The sequence below is a fragment of the Nonomuraea sp. NPDC050153 genome, from assembly GCF_044460125.1.
Classification (GTDB): Bacteria; Actinomycetota; Actinomycetes; order Streptosporangiales; family Streptosporangiaceae; genus Nonomuraea.
In genome coordinates, this window is the sequence record NZ_JBITJQ010000004.1 from 179,322 (window position 1) to 194,268 (window position 14,947).

At 70.6% G+C, this 14,947-nt stretch carries 15 protein-coding genes; 7 read left to right on the top strand and 8 right to left on the bottom strand.

Going from position 1 to position 14,947, the window contains the following annotated elements; all coding sequences use genetic code 11:
- Nucleotides 1–11: 11 nt before the first annotated feature.
- Nucleotides 12–1,079: a hypothetical protein gene (locus tag ACIBQ1_RS12925; protein ID WP_397277034.1), complete on the top strand. Its 1,068-nt coding sequence runs from the start codon at nt 12–14 to the stop codon at nt 1,077–1,079.
- Here ACIBQ1_RS12925 and ACIBQ1_RS12930 read toward each other — a convergent pair.
- From ACIBQ1_RS12930 to ACIBQ1_RS12950, 5 genes are all read right to left on the bottom strand, one after another.
- Nucleotides 1,054–1,842 (bottom strand): zeta toxin family protein, encoded by a 789-nt coding sequence (locus ACIBQ1_RS12930; RefSeq protein WP_397277665.1) that lies wholly within the window; start codon nt 1,840–1,842, stop codon nt 1,054–1,056. The genes ACIBQ1_RS12925 and ACIBQ1_RS12930 overlap by 26 nt on opposite strands.
- Before the next feature lie 92 nt (nt 1,843–1,934).
- Nucleotides 1,935–3,344 (bottom strand): NAD-dependent malic enzyme, encoded by a 1,410-nt coding sequence (locus tag ACIBQ1_RS12935; protein WP_355393923.1) that lies wholly within the window; start codon nt 3,342–3,344, stop codon nt 1,935–1,937.
- 55 nt (nt 3,345–3,399) lie between these two features.
- Nucleotides 3,400–4,029, bottom strand: coding sequence for an AAA family ATPase (locus ACIBQ1_RS12940; RefSeq protein WP_397277036.1), 630 nt, complete (start codon nt 4,027–4,029; stop codon nt 3,400–3,402).
- A 9-nt stretch (nt 4,030–4,038) separates the two neighbouring features.
- Nucleotides 4,039–4,977, bottom strand: coding sequence for a tetratricopeptide repeat protein (locus ACIBQ1_RS12945; RefSeq protein ID WP_397277038.1), 939 nt, complete (start codon nt 4,975–4,977; stop codon nt 4,039–4,041).
- Nucleotides 4,978–5,012: 35 nt separating this feature from the next.
- Nucleotides 5,013–5,534, bottom strand: a complete 522-nt coding sequence (locus tag ACIBQ1_RS12950) for a MarR family winged helix-turn-helix transcriptional regulator (protein WP_397277040.1) — start codon at nt 5,532–5,534, stop codon at nt 5,013–5,015.
- Between the two features lie 229 nt (nt 5,535–5,763).
- On the opposite strand from ACIBQ1_RS12950, the gene ACIBQ1_RS12955 reads away from it, so the two are divergent.
- The 3 genes from ACIBQ1_RS12955 (at nt 5,764) to ACIBQ1_RS12965 (ending at nt 8,186) form a co-directional block, all read left to right on the top strand.
- A complete protein-coding gene (locus tag ACIBQ1_RS12955) occupies nt 5,764–7,125 on the top strand; it encodes a hypothetical protein (RefSeq protein WP_397277042.1) in 1,362 nt (453 codons plus the stop codon).
- 75 nt (nt 7,126–7,200) lie between these two features.
- A complete protein-coding gene (locus ACIBQ1_RS12960) occupies nt 7,201–7,872 on the top strand; it encodes a DUF4230 domain-containing protein (RefSeq protein WP_397277043.1) in 672 nt (223 codons plus the stop codon).
- A gap of 161 nt (nt 7,873–8,033) precedes the next feature.
- Complete coding sequence (locus ACIBQ1_RS12965; protein ID WP_397277045.1) at nt 8,034–8,186, top strand: hypothetical protein; 153 nt, start codon at nt 8,034–8,036, stop codon at nt 8,184–8,186.
- 364 nt (nt 8,187–8,550) lie between these two features.
- Here ACIBQ1_RS12965 and ACIBQ1_RS12970 read toward each other — a convergent pair whose 3' ends face one another.
- Nucleotides 8,551–9,738 carry an acetyl-CoA C-acetyltransferase gene (locus tag ACIBQ1_RS12970; RefSeq protein ID WP_397277047.1) on the bottom strand — a complete coding sequence of 396 codons (1,188 nt, stop codon included), beginning with the start codon at nt 9,736–9,738 and terminating at the stop codon, nt 8,551–8,553.
- Nucleotides 9,739–9,822: 84 nt separating this feature from the next.
- Between ACIBQ1_RS12970 and mce the strand changes: the two genes are divergently transcribed.
- The 3 genes from mce to ACIBQ1_RS12985 all read left to right on the top strand — a co-directional run bounded on the left by mce (nt 9,823) and on the right by ACIBQ1_RS12985 (nt 13,043).
- Nucleotides 9,823–10,245 (top strand): methylmalonyl-CoA epimerase, encoded by a 423-nt coding sequence (gene mce / locus ACIBQ1_RS12975; RefSeq protein ID WP_397277049.1) that lies wholly within the window; start codon nt 9,823–9,825, stop codon nt 10,243–10,245.
- 205 nt (nt 10,246–10,450) lie between these two features.
- Nucleotides 10,451–11,734 (top strand): DivIVA domain-containing protein, encoded by a 1,284-nt coding sequence (locus ACIBQ1_RS12980; protein WP_397277050.1) that lies wholly within the window; start codon nt 10,451–10,453, stop codon nt 11,732–11,734.
- A gap of 121 nt (nt 11,735–11,855) precedes the next feature.
- Nucleotides 11,856–13,043, top strand: a complete 1,188-nt coding sequence (locus tag ACIBQ1_RS12985; protein WP_397277052.1) for an AI-2E family transporter — start codon at nt 11,856–11,858, stop codon at nt 13,041–13,043.
- Nucleotides 13,044–13,106: 63 nt separating this feature from the next.
- On the opposite strand, the gene ACIBQ1_RS12990 is transcribed toward ACIBQ1_RS12985, so the two are convergent.
- Together ACIBQ1_RS12990 and ACIBQ1_RS12995 are read right to left on the bottom strand one after the other, a co-directional pair.
- A complete protein-coding gene (locus ACIBQ1_RS12990; protein WP_397277054.1) occupies nt 13,107–13,892 on the bottom strand; it encodes an alpha/beta fold hydrolase in 786 nt (261 codons plus the stop codon).
- Between the two features lie 160 nt (nt 13,893–14,052).
- Nucleotides 14,053–14,811, bottom strand: a complete 759-nt coding sequence (locus tag ACIBQ1_RS12995) for an SDR family NAD(P)-dependent oxidoreductase (protein WP_397277056.1) — start codon at nt 14,809–14,811, stop codon at nt 14,053–14,055.
- Nucleotides 14,812–14,947: the final 136 nt, after the last annotated feature.

Sequence of the window (14,947 nt, forward strand, 5' to 3'; positions counted from 1 at the left end):
GGTTTCCGAGCTTGGTGGCCGGCTGTCACGCGATGCTGCTGCGGCTGTCCGGACGGGTTCCCGACGGCCTGATCTCCGAGGCCAGGGACCGGCTCGTCGCCGAGGACCTGGAAGGCCTGGCCGCGTCCGTGGCCGCCGCCGTCCTTGAGCGTGGCGTGTCCCTGGCCGGCCGCGACGCCGACCTTCTCGCCGCCCTGCTGGGCGGCGCGGGCGTCGATCACGCCCCTCCGGCGGGGACGAGGCGGCAGTCCGAAGACCCCGTCCCGGCGTGGCACTTCGCCCCGGCCCCCTTGGCCGTGCTGCGGGCCCACAGGGAACGGATCGGCCGCTGCCTGGACCTCACCGACACCAGGGATCGGACATCGGCGGACGGCCTGCTCGACGAGCGGGACGCGGCCCTGATCGAGATGGTCGCGGGCGAGCCGGAATGTCGTGGGCTGTGGCGGGCGTGGCGGTTCCCTCCCGACGGTCCGCCCGGGCCTCGTGCGAAACGCGTGTACCTCGTCGAGGTCGCGTCAGGCACCGACCCGTGCCTGCTCGCACTGCGCGCGCAGATCGTGCTGAGCGAGCGGGGCGAGCCCGATCCGCAGGTCGAGGTCTACACCACCGCGTCGAGCCTGCCCGCCTACCAGCGAACCGCCCGGGCCCGGTCGTCGCTGCTGTGGGCTCCCGTCCCGCCGCGTGCCTTCCACCGGGCGACGGTCTACGACGCCGTGGAAGGCGAGGCGGGGCCGCGCTTCCACGCCGATCACCCGCTCGTGACCGATGTGGCCCGGCGTGAGCGGATCGCCGGCTATCTCATGTCGGCGCTGACGGTCCGCGACAACCCGGTCCTGCGCGACGATGTCGTGGACCGCTCGCGCCGCGCCGTGGTCCCCTGGAGCTTCCGCACGGACGGCGTCTGGATCTGGTCCGAGGCCGTCGGCTACTACCTGCGTGAGCACGCTCTCGCTCCCCACGGGGACTTCCTCGCCCATCTCTTGAGCGCGGGCGCGCGTCCGCCGTCTCTCGACACCGTGACGTGGTTTCGTGCCAGGGCGGAGCTGTACCGCGTCAACGGGCCGCCGGGGGCAGCGTGAGCACCTGCCAGTTCCCGTGGCGGCAGTGGTAGCGGATCATCAGATGGAGTCTCGCGACCGCCTCGGGAACCGCCATCGTCTCGACCTCGACGTGGTAGCCGGCGTCCCGGAACACCGACGCGTAGTCGCCCGCGTCGCCGTCCTGGTGCGCACCGATCTCGAGCACGACGTCGGCCCGGCGAGCGATGGCCCGCTCGACAGCCAGGGCACACCAGCCCAGCGCGTCCGTCATCACCTGGTCGCCGGCGATCGGATCGTCATGGAGGACGAGGTCCCAGCTGTAGGGGTGGTAAGCGAGAAACGCCTCGGGATCGATCACCTCCCAGCCGTTCGGGGCGGCCAGGGCCCGCGTCGTCCGGCGGATCCGCGTCGTCCTACCGGAGCCCGGCGCCCCCGTCACGATCAGGGCGCTCGGCTCCGCGCTGGACATCGCGACGCTCAGCATCTCCGGAACGATCCGCTCCGTGAACACGCGGGCGTGCTCCGCCGAGGGGAGCCGATACGCCTCAGGTGACGGACGGGCAGCGACCTTCACCGAGCCGCCCAGCTCGGCCAGCCGTGTACCGTGCACCTTCACGGCTCTGGCCACGGCCGCGTGATCGGCCGGGTCGAGGTCCGTGAACTCCCTCAGGTATCTTCCGCGCAGTTCCCGCCACGACGTGTCCGCCGGCGCGCCGAGCTCCTCGGCTGTGCACCACGCCATGAGGCTGCCGATGATGTCCAGAGCCGACTCGAAGTAAAGCGCCTCGTCCCAGTCGTCCATCCCACTCACCAGCCCGACGTTCTCCAATCGCGGATGCGCGCGGACAAAGCACGGCGGCGTCCTGCGGGCGCACAGCCTGGCGCCAACCGGCGTTATGCCTCGGTGAAGCCGCGCGCCCGGCCACCCGCCGACTCGCGCACCGCGGCCGCCACGGCCCCCGCCACGTCGGGGTGGAAGACGCTGGGGACGATGTAGTTGGGCCCCAGCTCCTCCGGCGTCACGACGGCGGCGAGGGCGCCGGCGGCGGCCAGCAGCATCTCCTGCGTCACCCCGTTGGCCTGCGCGTCCAGCAGCCCCCGGAAGACGCCCGGGAAGGCCAGCACGTTGTTGATCTGGTTGGGGTAGTCGGAGCGCCCCGTGGCCACCACGGCCGCGTGCTCCCGCGCGTCGTCCGGCGACACCTCGGGCTCCGGGTTGGCCAGCGCGAACACCACCGCGTCCTTGGCCATCGTCGCGATGTCGTCGCCCGTCAGGATGCCCGGCGCCGAGACGCCGACGAAGACGTCGGCGTCCTTGACCGCCCCCCGCAGGTCGCCCGAGTAGCCCTCGGCGTTGGTGTGGTCGGCGATCCACTGCAGCGACTCGTCGAGGTCGTCGCGCCCGCGGTGGACCGCGCCCAGGTAGTCGCAGACGATCACGTTGCGCGCCCCGGAGGCCAGCAGCAGGCGCAGCACCGCGTTGCCGGCCGCGCCCGCGCCCGCCATGGTGATCTTGACGGACCCGATGTCCTTGTTGACGACCCGCAGCGCGTTGGTGAGCGCCGCGAGCACGCAGATCGCCGTGCCGTGCTGGTCGTCGTGGAAGACGGGGATGTCGAGCAGCTCGCGCAGCCGCCGCTCCACCTCGAAGCAGCGCGGCGCGCCGATGTCCTCCAGGTTGATCCCGCCGAACCCGGGCGCGATCACCTGCACCGTGCGGACGATCTCGTCGACGTCCTGCGTGTCGAGGCAGATCGGCCAGGCGTCGATGCCCGCGAACCGTTTGAACAGCGCCGCCTTGCCCTCCATGACCGGCAGCGCGGCCTCGGGGCCGATGTTGCCCAGGCCCAGCACCGCCGAGCCGTCGGTGACGACGGCCACCGTGTTGCGCTTGATGGTCAGGCGCCGGGCGTCCTCCTTGTTGCGCGCGATGGCCATCGACACGCGCGCCACACCCGGGGTGTAGGCCATGGACAGCTCGTCGCGGTTGCGCAGCGGCACCTTGGACTTCATCTCGATCTTGCCGCCGAGATGCATGAGGAACGTGCGGTCGGACACCTTGTGGATGACGACGCCCTCGACCGCCTCAAGCTGGTCGACGATGGCCTGGGCGTGGTCGGTGTCCCTGGCCGCGCAGGTCACGTCGATGCGGAGCTTCTCATGGCCCGCGTTGGTGACGTCGAGGGCTGTGACGACGCCCCCTGCCGACTCTACGGCGTGGGTGAGCTGGCTGACGGCCTTGCCGCCGGCCGGCACCTCGAGACGCACGGTGATGGAGTACGACACACTCGGGACGGTCGCCACGTCAATCGCTCCTTCGGGACTGACCAAGAATTCCCCCATGATAGGGGGCGCCAGGTCAATCCAGTGCCTCGGCCGCCATCACGATGACATCGACACAGGTGGGAACGGGGATTGTGGTGCTGTCGACGACCAGATGATATTGACATGAGTCCGTCGGATCGGCCCGATAGAAGTGCCGTACGTAGGCCGTCCTCGCACGGTCGTTGTCCTCGATGATCCGGCGGGCCTCGCGCTCGCCCAGCTGCGCCAACGTGGCCGTCTGCCGGACCCTGCGCTCCACGGGCGCGTCGAGCCTGACGTGGAGCGCGCCCGGGTGGTCGGCCAGCACCACGGCCCCCGCCCGGCCGAGGAACACGCCGCCCTGGTCGCGGGCCATGTCCTTGAGCATGCGTTCGGTACGGCGGACGAACTCCTCCGGCGCGTGCGGCATCGCGCCGGGCACGTACATGTCCACGCCGCCGAACGTGACGGTCGGTAGCCGCATCGCCCCCGAGAGCAGCCGGCCGAGGCCGTGCTCGGCCCGGTCGTCGTGGGCCAGTGCCTCCTCCAGCGTGCAGCCCAGCTCCTGGGCCACCGCGCCGGGGATGGCGCGATCGACGAAGGGCACGCCGAGGCGCTCCGCGACGGCCGGGCCGATCTGGCTACCGGCCGTGCCGTATGTCGCGGATATGGTGACGACCCGCATACACCCAGGTTAGAACAGTGCGCTCGCCAAAGCTCTACGGGCTTTCGCCAAAGATGGGTCGTCGGCCGGCAACGCGTCGAACAAGCCGAGCAGGTGGCGCCTGGCCTTGTCGCGATCGTCTCCCGAGGTGCGCTTGACCACGGCGATGACGCGCTCGAACGCCTCGTCGACCGCGCCGGACAGCATCTCCAGGTCGGCGGCGAGCAGTTGCGCGTCGAAGTCGGCGGGGTCCTGCAGGCGCCGCTGGACGTCGGCGGGATCGATGCTCTCCGTGCGCTTGATGAGGCTGACGCCGGCCAGGCCCATCTTGGCGTCCTCGTTGCCCGGCGCGCGGGCCAGCAGCCGCTCGTACGCCGCCGCGGCCGCGTCGAGGTCGCCGCTGTCGATGGCCTGCTCGGCGGCCACCAGGTCGGGGTCGGCGGGCGGCCCCGCGGGCGCCTCCTCCTCGCCCTCCGCCGCCGGGGGCCGGGCGTCGGGGTTGGCCTGGTAGAACTGCTCGACCGCGCCCATGAGCTCGTCGAGCCAGCGGCGCACCTCCTGCTCGGGCAGCACCTGCTGGAAGCCGGTGACGGCCTGCCCCTGGAAGATGGCCAGCACGGTCGGCACGGCCTGCACGCGCAGCGCCTGGGCGATCTGCGGGCTGGTGTCGACGTTGACCTTGGCCAGCACGGCCCGGCCACCGAGATCGCCGACGACCTTCTCCAGCACCGGGCTGAGCTGGGCGCTGCCCGGCGCCCGCGGCGACCACAGGTCGAGGACCACGGGCATGGTCATCGAGCGGTCGATGACGTCGGTCGTGAACGTCTCCTCGGTCACGTCCACGACCGAGGCCGACGCGGCCGCCTGGGGACCCGCCGCCTCCCGCCGGGCCTGCGCCTCAAGGGCCTGCTTGCGCGCGCCCAGGTCAATCGCTCCGTAGAGCGACCCGGGCCTAGAGAAGTCCGCCATGCTCCTCATCTTGCCGCATCACCAGGGCGGCACAGTCACCCGCCGCCCTCTTGGAAGTCGCCCGCCGCCACACGGAGGGTGCGCAGCTGGGTGAACATCTGGTGGAGTTCGTCCTCGGCGTACATGGTCAGGCCGAACTCGGCTCCCATCAGGTCGCGGGTGGCCCGCTCCACGACGTCCCGGCCGGGGCCGGTGATCTCGGCGAGCACGCCGCGCCCGTCCCGCGGGTTGGGCAGCCGGCAGACGAACCCGGACTTCTCCAGCCTGTCCACCGTGTTCGTGACGCTGGTGGGGTGGACCATGAGCCGTTCGCCGATCTTCGACAGCGGCAGGGCGCCTGTCTTGCTGAACGTCAGCAGGACCAGCGCCTCGTACCTGGCGAAGGTCAGGTCGTACGGCTTCAGCAGCGAGTCGAGCTGCGACAGCAGGATCTGGTGGGCCCTCATTATCGACGTCACGGCGGCCATGGCGGCGGAGGGCCCGAAGTGGGCACGCCAGCTCTCCGCGGCGCGGTCGATGGGGTCGAACGGCAGGTTGAGCGGCTTGGGGTGCGACACAGCGCATACGCTAGCGCGCCCCTCGTCCCGGTTCGTCTGGTGACCTGGAGCGACAGGCTTCCCCGCTTGACCAAGAATCCGGACGTCAATCATCACGCTCAGTTATGGTTCTCGTACGTATGGTGACGCAGAAGCCAAGTCCATCGGCCTGTGGGGACAGGTCGGACTCATCGCTTCGGCCTTGCCGAGGGGCACGGGGGGTGCTTGATGGAAGTCAACGGGGAAAAGGGTGCGTGAGCACGCGGGCGTTACACGAGAGGAGCTGAAGCAGAGCGCGGCCGTGACGGTGGCCGTGCTCCTCGCGCTCGGGCTGCTGGCGGCGTGGAACGTCCTGATACCTGGCGTGGACGCGTGGGAGAACATCGTGGCCGCGGTCATCGGCTCGTTGCGGATGACCGGTCCGGTGGCCGCCGCGTTCGCCGCGTGGGTCGCGCTGCGCAAGCGCAGGGCCCTGCGCGGGCGGCCCCTGACGACGTGGCGGGCGCTCAAGGCGCCGCTGGCGATCGTGGTGGTGGTGCTCGGGTCGTTCGCGGCGACGGTGCTGGTGTTGGCGGTCAAGACGGTGCTCACCGACCAGTCGGGGCGGCTGAGCCTGTCCGGGCTGGGCATGGGCATGGCGGGGTTGGCGCTCTATTCAGTGATCGGCTGGGTGGCCGGGTGGGTCGTCCCCAAGGCGTTCACGCCGCCGCTGGCGGGGCTGGCCTGCTATGGATTGTTCTCGTGGCTGGCCGACGACCGGGGCTGGGCGGACAAGCTGGCGCCCGGCACCGGCGAACCGTACGACCTGTTCCAGGGGTTGAGCGGGGCGCCGTTCTTCGACCAGACGATCTGGCTGCTCGGCATCACGGCGACGCTGCTGCTCGGCTGGGCGGCGCTGGTGACCAGGCAGGCGCTGGTGCTGGCGTGCGCGCTGCTGTCCGTGCTGGCGGCCGGGATGGGCGTGTCACGGGTGCTGGCCCAGCCGAAGCCGGCCGCGGCCGTGGACATCGCCTACAGCTGCCAGGACTGGCCGATCACGGTGTGCGTGCATCCGGGGATGCGGGCGGGGCTGACGGAGCTGGGGGCGGCGTTCACGCAGATCGCCTCCCGGCTGGCGGGGACGCCCGCCGCGTTCACGCGGGTGGAGCAGCGGCCGCTGGAGGAGCAACTGAAGCCGTCGAACGGCCTCGCGCCCGTCCATGTGCCCGATCTGTCCGCGGGGTTCGCGGAGGAGGCGGCGTACGAGTACATCGAGTCCCTGGCCACCCGCTGCCCGGGCACGGTGGCCGACGGTTACCGGGAGATCGTGATGGCGTGGCTGCGCGGGGAGCCGCTGCCCGGCGGTCCGCTGCCGGAGCACCAGTACGCGGCGTCGTGGTTCTCGTGGCTGAGCGAGCACCAGCGCAGGGAGTGGCTGCGGATGTTCTACAGCGACTTCCAGAACTGCGGGCTGTCGAGCATGTACTTCGGCGGCGGTGGCGGCGCGGCACCGGCGCAGGTGGCGCCGTCGGCCCGCCCGACGCCGGAGTCGAGCCACGTCTACCCGGTCTACCCGGAGGGCGAGGGCGCACCGAACTCGGCCCCGAGCATGTCCATGGCCGGTCTGAGCTAGGCGGCGGGCACGAGGATCGGAAGATGTCACCAAACGGCTGGCAATGATGATCGCCCGGCGGGTAGTCATGCACGCATGACGACTTCCCGTACGACGCCGCTCGAGGTGACATCCGCGCGGCGCCGCAGGTGGCGATACGCGGCGGGTTTCCTGGTCCTGGCGGTCCTGCTCGTGGTGGGCGGCCGCCTGGCCTGGACCTGGCTCAACCCGCTCGGCGAGCAGGCCATCGACCGCAGCCAGCCGGTGCTCCTGCAGTCCATCAAGGACCTGAGCCGTTTCGAGGCCGCGACGGGGAACTTCCAGGTGGTCGTGGACCTGGAGAAGGATGCCAACTTCCTGCCCGACGCGATCAAGGGCACCCGCACGCTGTTCGTCGGAGCGGGCGGGGTGGACGCGTACGTGGACTTCTCCGGCCTGGCCGGCGACGCCGTGACGGTCTCGGAGGACCGCACCCAGGCGACCGTGCGCCTGCCCCGTTCCCAGTTGGAGAAGCCCAACCTGGACAACAGCCGCTCGTACGTGTTCGCGCAGCAGCGCGGGCTGTTCGACCGCGTGCAGGACTTCCTGTCCGGGTCGCCCGGGGACCAGCGGGAGCTCTACCTGCTGGCGGAGAAGAAGATCACGGAGGCCGCGGTGGCCAGTGACCTGCGGGCCAGGGCCGACGCCAACACCAAGGCCGTGGTGTCCGGCCTGCTGAAGTCGCTCGGTTTCACGAAGGTCACGGTGAAGTTCACGGACGAGCCCTAGGAGTGGCTCACGGGTGCCTTAGTCGCCTCGTGCACCTACCTAAGTACCTCCCTATCTGCGCTTACGCCCGGAGATAAGGCATACGCCCGATGTGTCCGGGAGGGCCTTAGGAGGAGTCTTAAGAGTGCAGGGAAGAAGACACACGAGCCGCAAGGGGCCCCATGAACGCCGAACTCGAGTACACCGTGATGCAGCACCACGCCTCCGAGCTCCGCCGCGCCGCGGCCGAGCAGCGGCGGGTGCGCGAGGCGCAGAAGAGCCTGCGGTCCGAGCGCCGCGTCCGCTCGGCCTTCGCCAAGTTCCTCGCCTCATGACCGTCCACAAGCAGCCCGGCCGCAACCTCCCTCGCGGCCGGGCTGAACAGCCCCCGTAAGGGGGCAGGCGTCGGGGATCCGAAATCCTGGTCGGGTCCCTGAACCGCGGAGCCCCGGTCCATTCCTGGTCGGACCGGGGCATCGCGCTGCACACGCCCGTGAACTCCGCACCCAGCACGAGGCACCACTGCCCGGCGTAGTCGCCGTACTGCCCGATCTCGCGGTCACGCTGGTCCTTCTTGCCGGCGTCCCGGCGGAAGACCACCGAGAGGGCGATGTCGTGGGCGATGGTCGTGATGATCCCGCCTCCGATGCTCCACAACATCGCCGCCCCGTAGGACAGCTCGGCGACGGGGGCGCTCTCCTACTGCTTGGGGACCGTGATGAGCAGGGCGTCGCCCTGGCCGCCGCCACCGCACAGGCCGGCCGCGCCCAGGCCGCCGCCCCGGCGCTTCAGCTCGTACGCCAGCGTCAGCACGACCCGCGCGCCCGAGGCCCCGATCGGGTGGCCCAGGGCGATGCCGCCGCCGTTGACGTTGACCTTGTCCAGCGGCACGCCCAGCTCCTTGGCGGACTGCAGGACCACGCTGGCGAAGGCCTCGTTGATCTCCACCAGGTCCAGGTCGCCGGCCGTCACGCCCTGCTTCGACAGCGCGTGCTTGATGGCGTTGGCCGGCTGGGACTGCAGGGACGCGTCCGGGCCCGCGACGTTGCCGTGACCGCCGATCTCCGCCAGCCAGTCCAGGCCCAGCTCCTCGGCCTTCGATTTCGACATGACCACGACGGCGCAGGCCCCGTCCGAGATCTGCGAGGCGGAGCCGGCCGTGATCGTCCCGTCGGCGGCGAAGGCCGGGCGGAGCTTGGCCAGGGTCTCCGGGGTGGTGTCACCGCGTACGCCCTCGTCCTCCTTGACGACCAGCGGCTCGCCGCGGCGCTGCGGGATCTCCACCGGGACGATCTCGTCGTCGAAGAGGCCGTTCTTGACGGCGGCGGCGGCCAGCTGGTGGGAGCGGGCCGACAGGGCGTCCTGCTCCTCGCGGCCGATGCCGAGCCGGGCGTTGTAGTGCTCCGTCGACTCGCCCATCGCGCGCTGGTCGAACGCGCAGAACAGGCCGTCGTGGGCCATCGAGTCGACGACCTGCGAGCCGCCGTACTTGACGCCCTTGCGCAGGCCGGGCAGGAGGTGGGGGGCGTTGGTCATGGACTCCATGCCGCCGGCCACCACGATGTCGAACTCGCCCGCGCGGATGAGCTGGTCGGCCAGCGCGATGGCGTCCAGCCCCGACAGGCAGACCTTGTTGATCGTGACCGAGGGGACGGTCATCGGGATGCCGGCCTTGACGGCGGCCTGGCGGGAGGGGATCTGGCCCGCGCCTGCCTGCAGGACCTGGCCCATGATGACGTACTCGACCGCCTCGGGCGCGACCCTGGCACGCTCCAGGGCGGCCTTGATGGCGATGCCCCCGAGCTCCACGGCGGACAGTCCCGACAGGGATCCCAGGAGCTTGCCGATGGGCGTGCGAGCTCCGGCCACGATGACGGACCTGGACATGACAGGGGCCTCCTACGCTCACGTCGGGTTCTTTGACACCATACCCACGAGTAGGCAGACACTCGCTATGGAGGTGGGCCACATATGTTCATGCGGATCGACCACATCGGAATCGCGTGCAAGGACATCGAAGCGAAGATCGCGTTCTTCTCGGAGACGTTCGAGCTGACCGTCGTCGCCAGGGAGGTTAACGAGGAACAGGGCGTGAAGGAGGCCATGCTGCACATCGCCGACGGCGAAGGCGGGGGCTCCTACATTCAGCTCCTGGAACCCCTCTCGGAGGACTCGCCTGTGGGAAAATTCATCGCTAAGCGCGGCGAAGGTGTCCATCATGTGGCATTCGGGGTTCCCGATGTCACCCAGGCAATGGCTAAGATCAGCGAGAAGGGTGTGAGGCTCCTGGACGAGCGTCCGAGGCACGGGTCGATGGGCTCCGAGATCGCGTTCCTGCACCCCAAGGACGTGGGAGGCATGCTTACGGAGTTGGTACAGGCGCCCAGGCTCTAACACCGTCCCTTACAAATGTTAAAAAACGTTCATATGTAACTAGTCACGCAGAAAGTTGGACGGGGCTTCGCAGGTGGCACCAGCGGAGTACGCTTGACCTTCCACCGGACATGGAGCCTGCCTTTGGCACAGGCTCCTGGATCGGATGCCCCGAACCCCCCGTCCGGCCCGTGTAGCCGTCTCGACAACCCAGGATCGAGCCTCCATGCAGTCCGACATCGACGCCCAGCTCAACAACTTCTTCGAGGACGCCCCCGCACGCGAGTTCGACGTAGTGCTCCGTGGTTACGACCGGCATCAGGTCCACGATCATCTGAAGCAGCTAGACGGAGAGCTGCGTCAGTCCCGCGAGCAGGTGGCGAGCCTGCAGCGTGATCTGTCCGACTCCCAGCGCCAGTTGCAGGAGCAGGAGCGCCCCACCTACTCCGGTCTCGGCGCCCGCATCGAGCAGCTGCTCCGCCTGGCCGAGGAGCAGGCCACCGAGCTTGTGCAGGCCGCCAGGTCCGAGGCCAACGAGATCAAGGCCGCGGCCAAGGTCGAGGCCGCCGACCTGCGGGCCGCCGCGGAGGCCGAGGCCGCCGAGAAGCGCGCCGTGGCCACGCGGGAGAGCGACGAGATGCGCACCGCAGCCGAGCGGGACGCCGAGGAGATCCGCTCGACCGCCCGCCGCGAGGCCGACGAGCTGACCAACACCACCGAGCGCGAGGTCGCCAAGCTGCGGGCCACGGCCGACCACGAGGTGGCGGAGAAGCGGGCCGACGCCGAGCGGGAGATCGCCAAGCTCCGCACCACCACCGAGCGCGAGGTCGCCCAGCTGCGGGCCTCGACCAAGCGCGAGCGCGACGAGGTCCTGACCACCGCCAAGCGGCAGGCCGACGAGATGCGCGCGCAGGCTCAGCGGGTGCTGGAGGAGTCGGAGGCCAAGCGGGCGCAGGACGAGGCGGAGTTCGAGATCCAGCTCGCCTCCCGCCGCGAGGAGGCCGAGCGCCAGGAGGCCGAGCGCCACGCCACCGCCCAGGCCAACACCCAGCGCATGGTCGCCGAGGCCGAGCAGCGCGCGGCCACGGCCGAGTCGCGGGCCACGAAGGCCACCCAGCAGGCCGAGCAGACCCGCCGCGAGGCCGACCTGCACGCCAAGCAGCTCGTCGCGAACGCCCGCAAGAGCGCCGAGACGGTAGTGGCCGAGGCGAAGTCGAGCGCCGACACCATCGTCACCGAGGCGAAGAACGAGGCCGAGCGCACCCGCACGACGATGCAGCGCCAGGTCGACGAGCTCACCCGCCAGCGCGACAGCATCACGAGCCACCTCGCCCAGCTGCGCCAGCTGCTCGGCGGCGCGGCCCTGCCCGGCATGGAGTCGGAGCCCGCGGTCACGGCCGCCCCGCCCAAGCCCGCGCTCGCCGCTCCCGCGGCCGAGGCTCCGGCCACGACGCCCGCGGCGAAGGTCGAGGCCAAGTCCGAGGACGACGCCGAATGGTGGCAGGAGTAACCACCGGCCCGACGGCCGGGACTGCACACGGGGGCTGAAGAGCAGGCTGGAGAGAGTCTGGCGACCGAATGGTCGCTAGGCTCTCTCTTTGCTATCAGCCGACAATCTCGGGAGTGTCACCTTGTCCGCGAATGTCGAGCCCGCGACCCCGGAGCCCGCAGAGCCGCCTGCGCCGCCCGCGCCTTCGGAGTCCACGGCCGCAGGAAAGGAAGCGCCCAGACCGGGCGGCACCGCCAGAGTCCAGGACGGCGACGGAGGTCAGGAGCCGTACGGGCTGCCGGGCAAGCCGCTGGCTCGCGGCCCCTTCCTGTTCGGGCTGGTCGGCGGGCTGGGGGTGCTGACGGCGATCGCGATCGCGCAGATGGTCGTCGCGTCGCTGAGCACCATCATCCTGGTCGTCGTGGCGATGTTCCTGGCCGTGGGCCTCAACCCGGCCGTCGAGAACCTCCAGCGCCGCGGCTTCGCCCGGCGGGGGGCGATCTCGATCGTGTTCACCGGGGTCATCGTGGCGTTCGCGCTGTTCGGCCTGGCCGTGGTGCCGCCGGTGAGCCAGCAGCTGTCGGAGTTCGTCGCGGCGGTGCCCACGTACGTCACCGAGCTCGGCAAGAATCCCACGCTGCACCAGCTCGACGCCGACTACCAGATCCTGGCGCAGCTCAAGACGTTCGTGACGACCACGCTGGGGCCGTCGCTGGCCAGCGGCATCATGGGCGCGGGGCTGGTGGTGCTGAACGGCGTCTACACCACGGTGACGCTGCTGGTGCTCATGCTGTACTTCCTCGGCTCGCTGCAGACGATCAAGGACTACCTGCTCAAGCTCGTACCGGCCTCCCGCCGGACCCGGACGAGGGCGATCAGCGAGCAGATCCTCTCCGGCATCGGCGGGTACGTGGCGGGCAACGTGCTCATCTCGGTCATCGCGGGCTTCCTGACCTGGATCTTCCTGTCCGTCGCGGGGGTGCAGTACGCGCTCGCGCTCGCCCTGGTCGTGGCGCTGACGGACCTGATCCCGCTGGTGGGCGCCACGATCGGCGCGGTGCTCGTGACCGGGGTCGCGCTGCTGCAGTCGGTGCCGGCCGGGATCGCCTGCGCGGTCTTCTTCGTGATCTATCAGCAGGTCGAGAACTACTTCATCTACCCGAGGGTGATGAAGCGCTCGGTGGACGTGACGCCGGCGGTGACGGTGATCGCGGCGCTGTTCGGCGGTGCGCTGCTCGGCATCGTCGGCGCCCTGGTGGCCATCCCGGTGGCGGCGGCGATCGCGTTGATCGTCCGCGAGGTGCTCCTGCCGCGCCAGGACCAAGCCTGAGGGCATCTCGGGGGCCCGAAACCCCCGGGAGGGTGTGCCGCCGTGCTTCGAGGAGGGTCGGGATCAGGGGCGAGGGCCGGCGAGGTCGGTCCGGAGGAACTCGGTGATCGCCGCGTTGAACGCCTCGGGCTGCTCCACCGCGCTCAGGTGGCCGGCCTTCGGGATGATCTCCAGTCGCCCGTCGGGCACGGCGCGCACCATCGCCTCCGCGTCGGCGGGCGGCGACAGCTCGTCCTCCTCCCCCACCACGACCAACAGCGGCGCCTTCAGCGCGCTCAGCGTGTCGAACGAGTCGGGCCGTGCGGCCATGGCCCGTTGCGCCCAGGCCACCGCGCCCGGCGGGGCGGACTGCACGAGCCCCTTGACCCGCCCGAACACCATGGCCCGCCGCTCCTTCGTGGTCGGCCCGATGAGCGCCGGGAGCACCTCGCTGACCAGCACCTCGCTGCCCGCGGACAGCACGGCCTGCGCGATGCGCTCCCTGTTCTCCCGCGCCGGGGGCGGGTCGGCGCCGGCCTTGGTGTCGGCCAGGACCACGCCGAGCACCCGGTCGGGGTGCCGTCGGCAGAACGCCATGGTCACGTAGCCGCCCATGGACAGCCCGCCGACCACCGCCCTGTCGATGCCCTCGTCGTCCAGGAGTCGGGCGACGTCGTCGGCCATCAGGTCGAGCGACGGCTCGTCGTCGCCCAGCCTCGACCCGCCGAAGCCGCGCAGGTCGGGCGTGATGACCCTGCAGGCCCTGGCCAGCCCCTCGCGCTGGGCCAGCCACATGGCCGACGAGAGCGGGAACGCGTGAAGCAGCACAACCGGGAGCCCGGTCCCTGCCGATCTCGTGTAGAGCTGCACGGACCACACGGTAACCCGGTTCACGGCCGCAAGCACTCAATGTCGCATGCCGATATCTGCCGAAAACTCTGAGCGCCTCGATAAAAGTCTCTATAAAGACGGCATTCCGCCGATGTCCGCTATAAAGCTGACATTGCCCGGCGATTAATTCCGCGCACAATCAGATGGCCGTCGCGCCGCCGTCCACGAACAGCACCTGGCCCGTCATGTAGGCCGACGCCGAGCTGGCCAGGAACACGGCCGGCTGGGCCATCTCCGCCACCGTCCCCCAGCGCCGCATGGGCTGGTTGGCGACCGTGGCCGGGCCGGAGGTCTCGTCCTCCCACAGGTTCCGGTTGAGATCGGTGGCCGTCCAGCCGGGGCACAGCGCGTTGACCCGCACCCCCGCCCGCGCCCACTCCACGGCCAGCGTCTTGGTCAGCGCCACCACCCCGGCCTTGGCGGCGGCGTACGGGGCGAGGAAGGGCGCGCCGAGCGCCGCCACCGACGCCACGTTGATGACCGTGCCGCCGCCCCGCTCCAGCAGGTGGGGCGCGACCGTGTGGCAGACGATCATGGCCGTGTCGAGGTTGAGCCGCATCAGCTTGTCCCACCCCGACAGCCGCAGGTCCTTGAACTCGACGAGGAAGTTCGACCCGCCCGCGTTGTTGACCACGATGTCCAGGTGCCCGAGCCCGTCGATGGCCGCCGCCACGGCGCCTGCCGCGGCCTCGCGGTCGGTGAGGTCGGCGGGGATGACCACGGCCCGCCGGCCCAGCGCCTCGACCTCCTTGGCCACCTCGGCCAGGCTCTCGGCCGAGCGGGCCACGAGCGCCACGTCGGCCCCCGCCTCGGCGTAGGCGAGCGCGATGCCCCGCCCGATCCCCTTCGACGCCCCGGTGACCAGAGCGTTCTTACCGGTGAGAGCAAACGCGTCCACAAAGCCTCCTCGCTCGGAACCGAACAAGATTCTACTGATTGAGCGACGGGTGCGCGAGAGCGCGCTGCCCGCGAACGCCGCCGGCGCGGGGCCACGAAGGCCCCGCGCCGGTTATCGCTCAGCTGGTGATGTCAGG

What these genes read in the sequence shown, in the direction of transcription:
- ACIBQ1_RS12930 (WP_397277665.1), bottom strand. Translation starts at nt 1,842, where the DNA reads ATGGACGACTGGGACGAGGCGCTTTACTTCGAGTCGGCTCTGGACATC.
- ACIBQ1_RS12970 (WP_397277047.1), bottom strand. Translation starts at nt 9,738, where the DNA reads ATGTCCAGGTCCGTCATCGTGGCCGGAGCTCGCACGCCCATCGGCAAG.
- ACIBQ1_RS12940 (WP_397277036.1), bottom strand. Translation starts at nt 4,029, where the DNA reads ATGCGGGTCGTCACCATATCCGCGACATACGGCACGGCCGGTAGCCAG.
- ACIBQ1_RS12965 (WP_397277045.1), top strand. Translation starts at nt 8,034, where the DNA reads ATGAACGCCGAACTCGAGTACACCGTGATGCAGCACCACGCCTCCGAG.
- ACIBQ1_RS12980 (WP_397277050.1), top strand. Translation starts at nt 10,451, where the DNA reads ATGCAGTCCGACATCGACGCCCAGCTCAACAACTTCTTCGAGGACGCC.
- ACIBQ1_RS12945 (WP_397277038.1), bottom strand. Translation starts at nt 4,977, where the DNA reads ATGGCGGACTTCTCTAGGCCCGGGTCGCTCTACGGAGCGATTGACCTG.
- ACIBQ1_RS12960 (WP_397277043.1), top strand. Translation starts at nt 7,201, where the DNA reads ATGACGACTTCCCGTACGACGCCGCTCGAGGTGACATCCGCGCGGCGC.
- mce (WP_397277049.1), top strand. Translation starts at nt 9,823, where the DNA reads ATGTTCATGCGGATCGACCACATCGGAATCGCGTGCAAGGACATCGAA.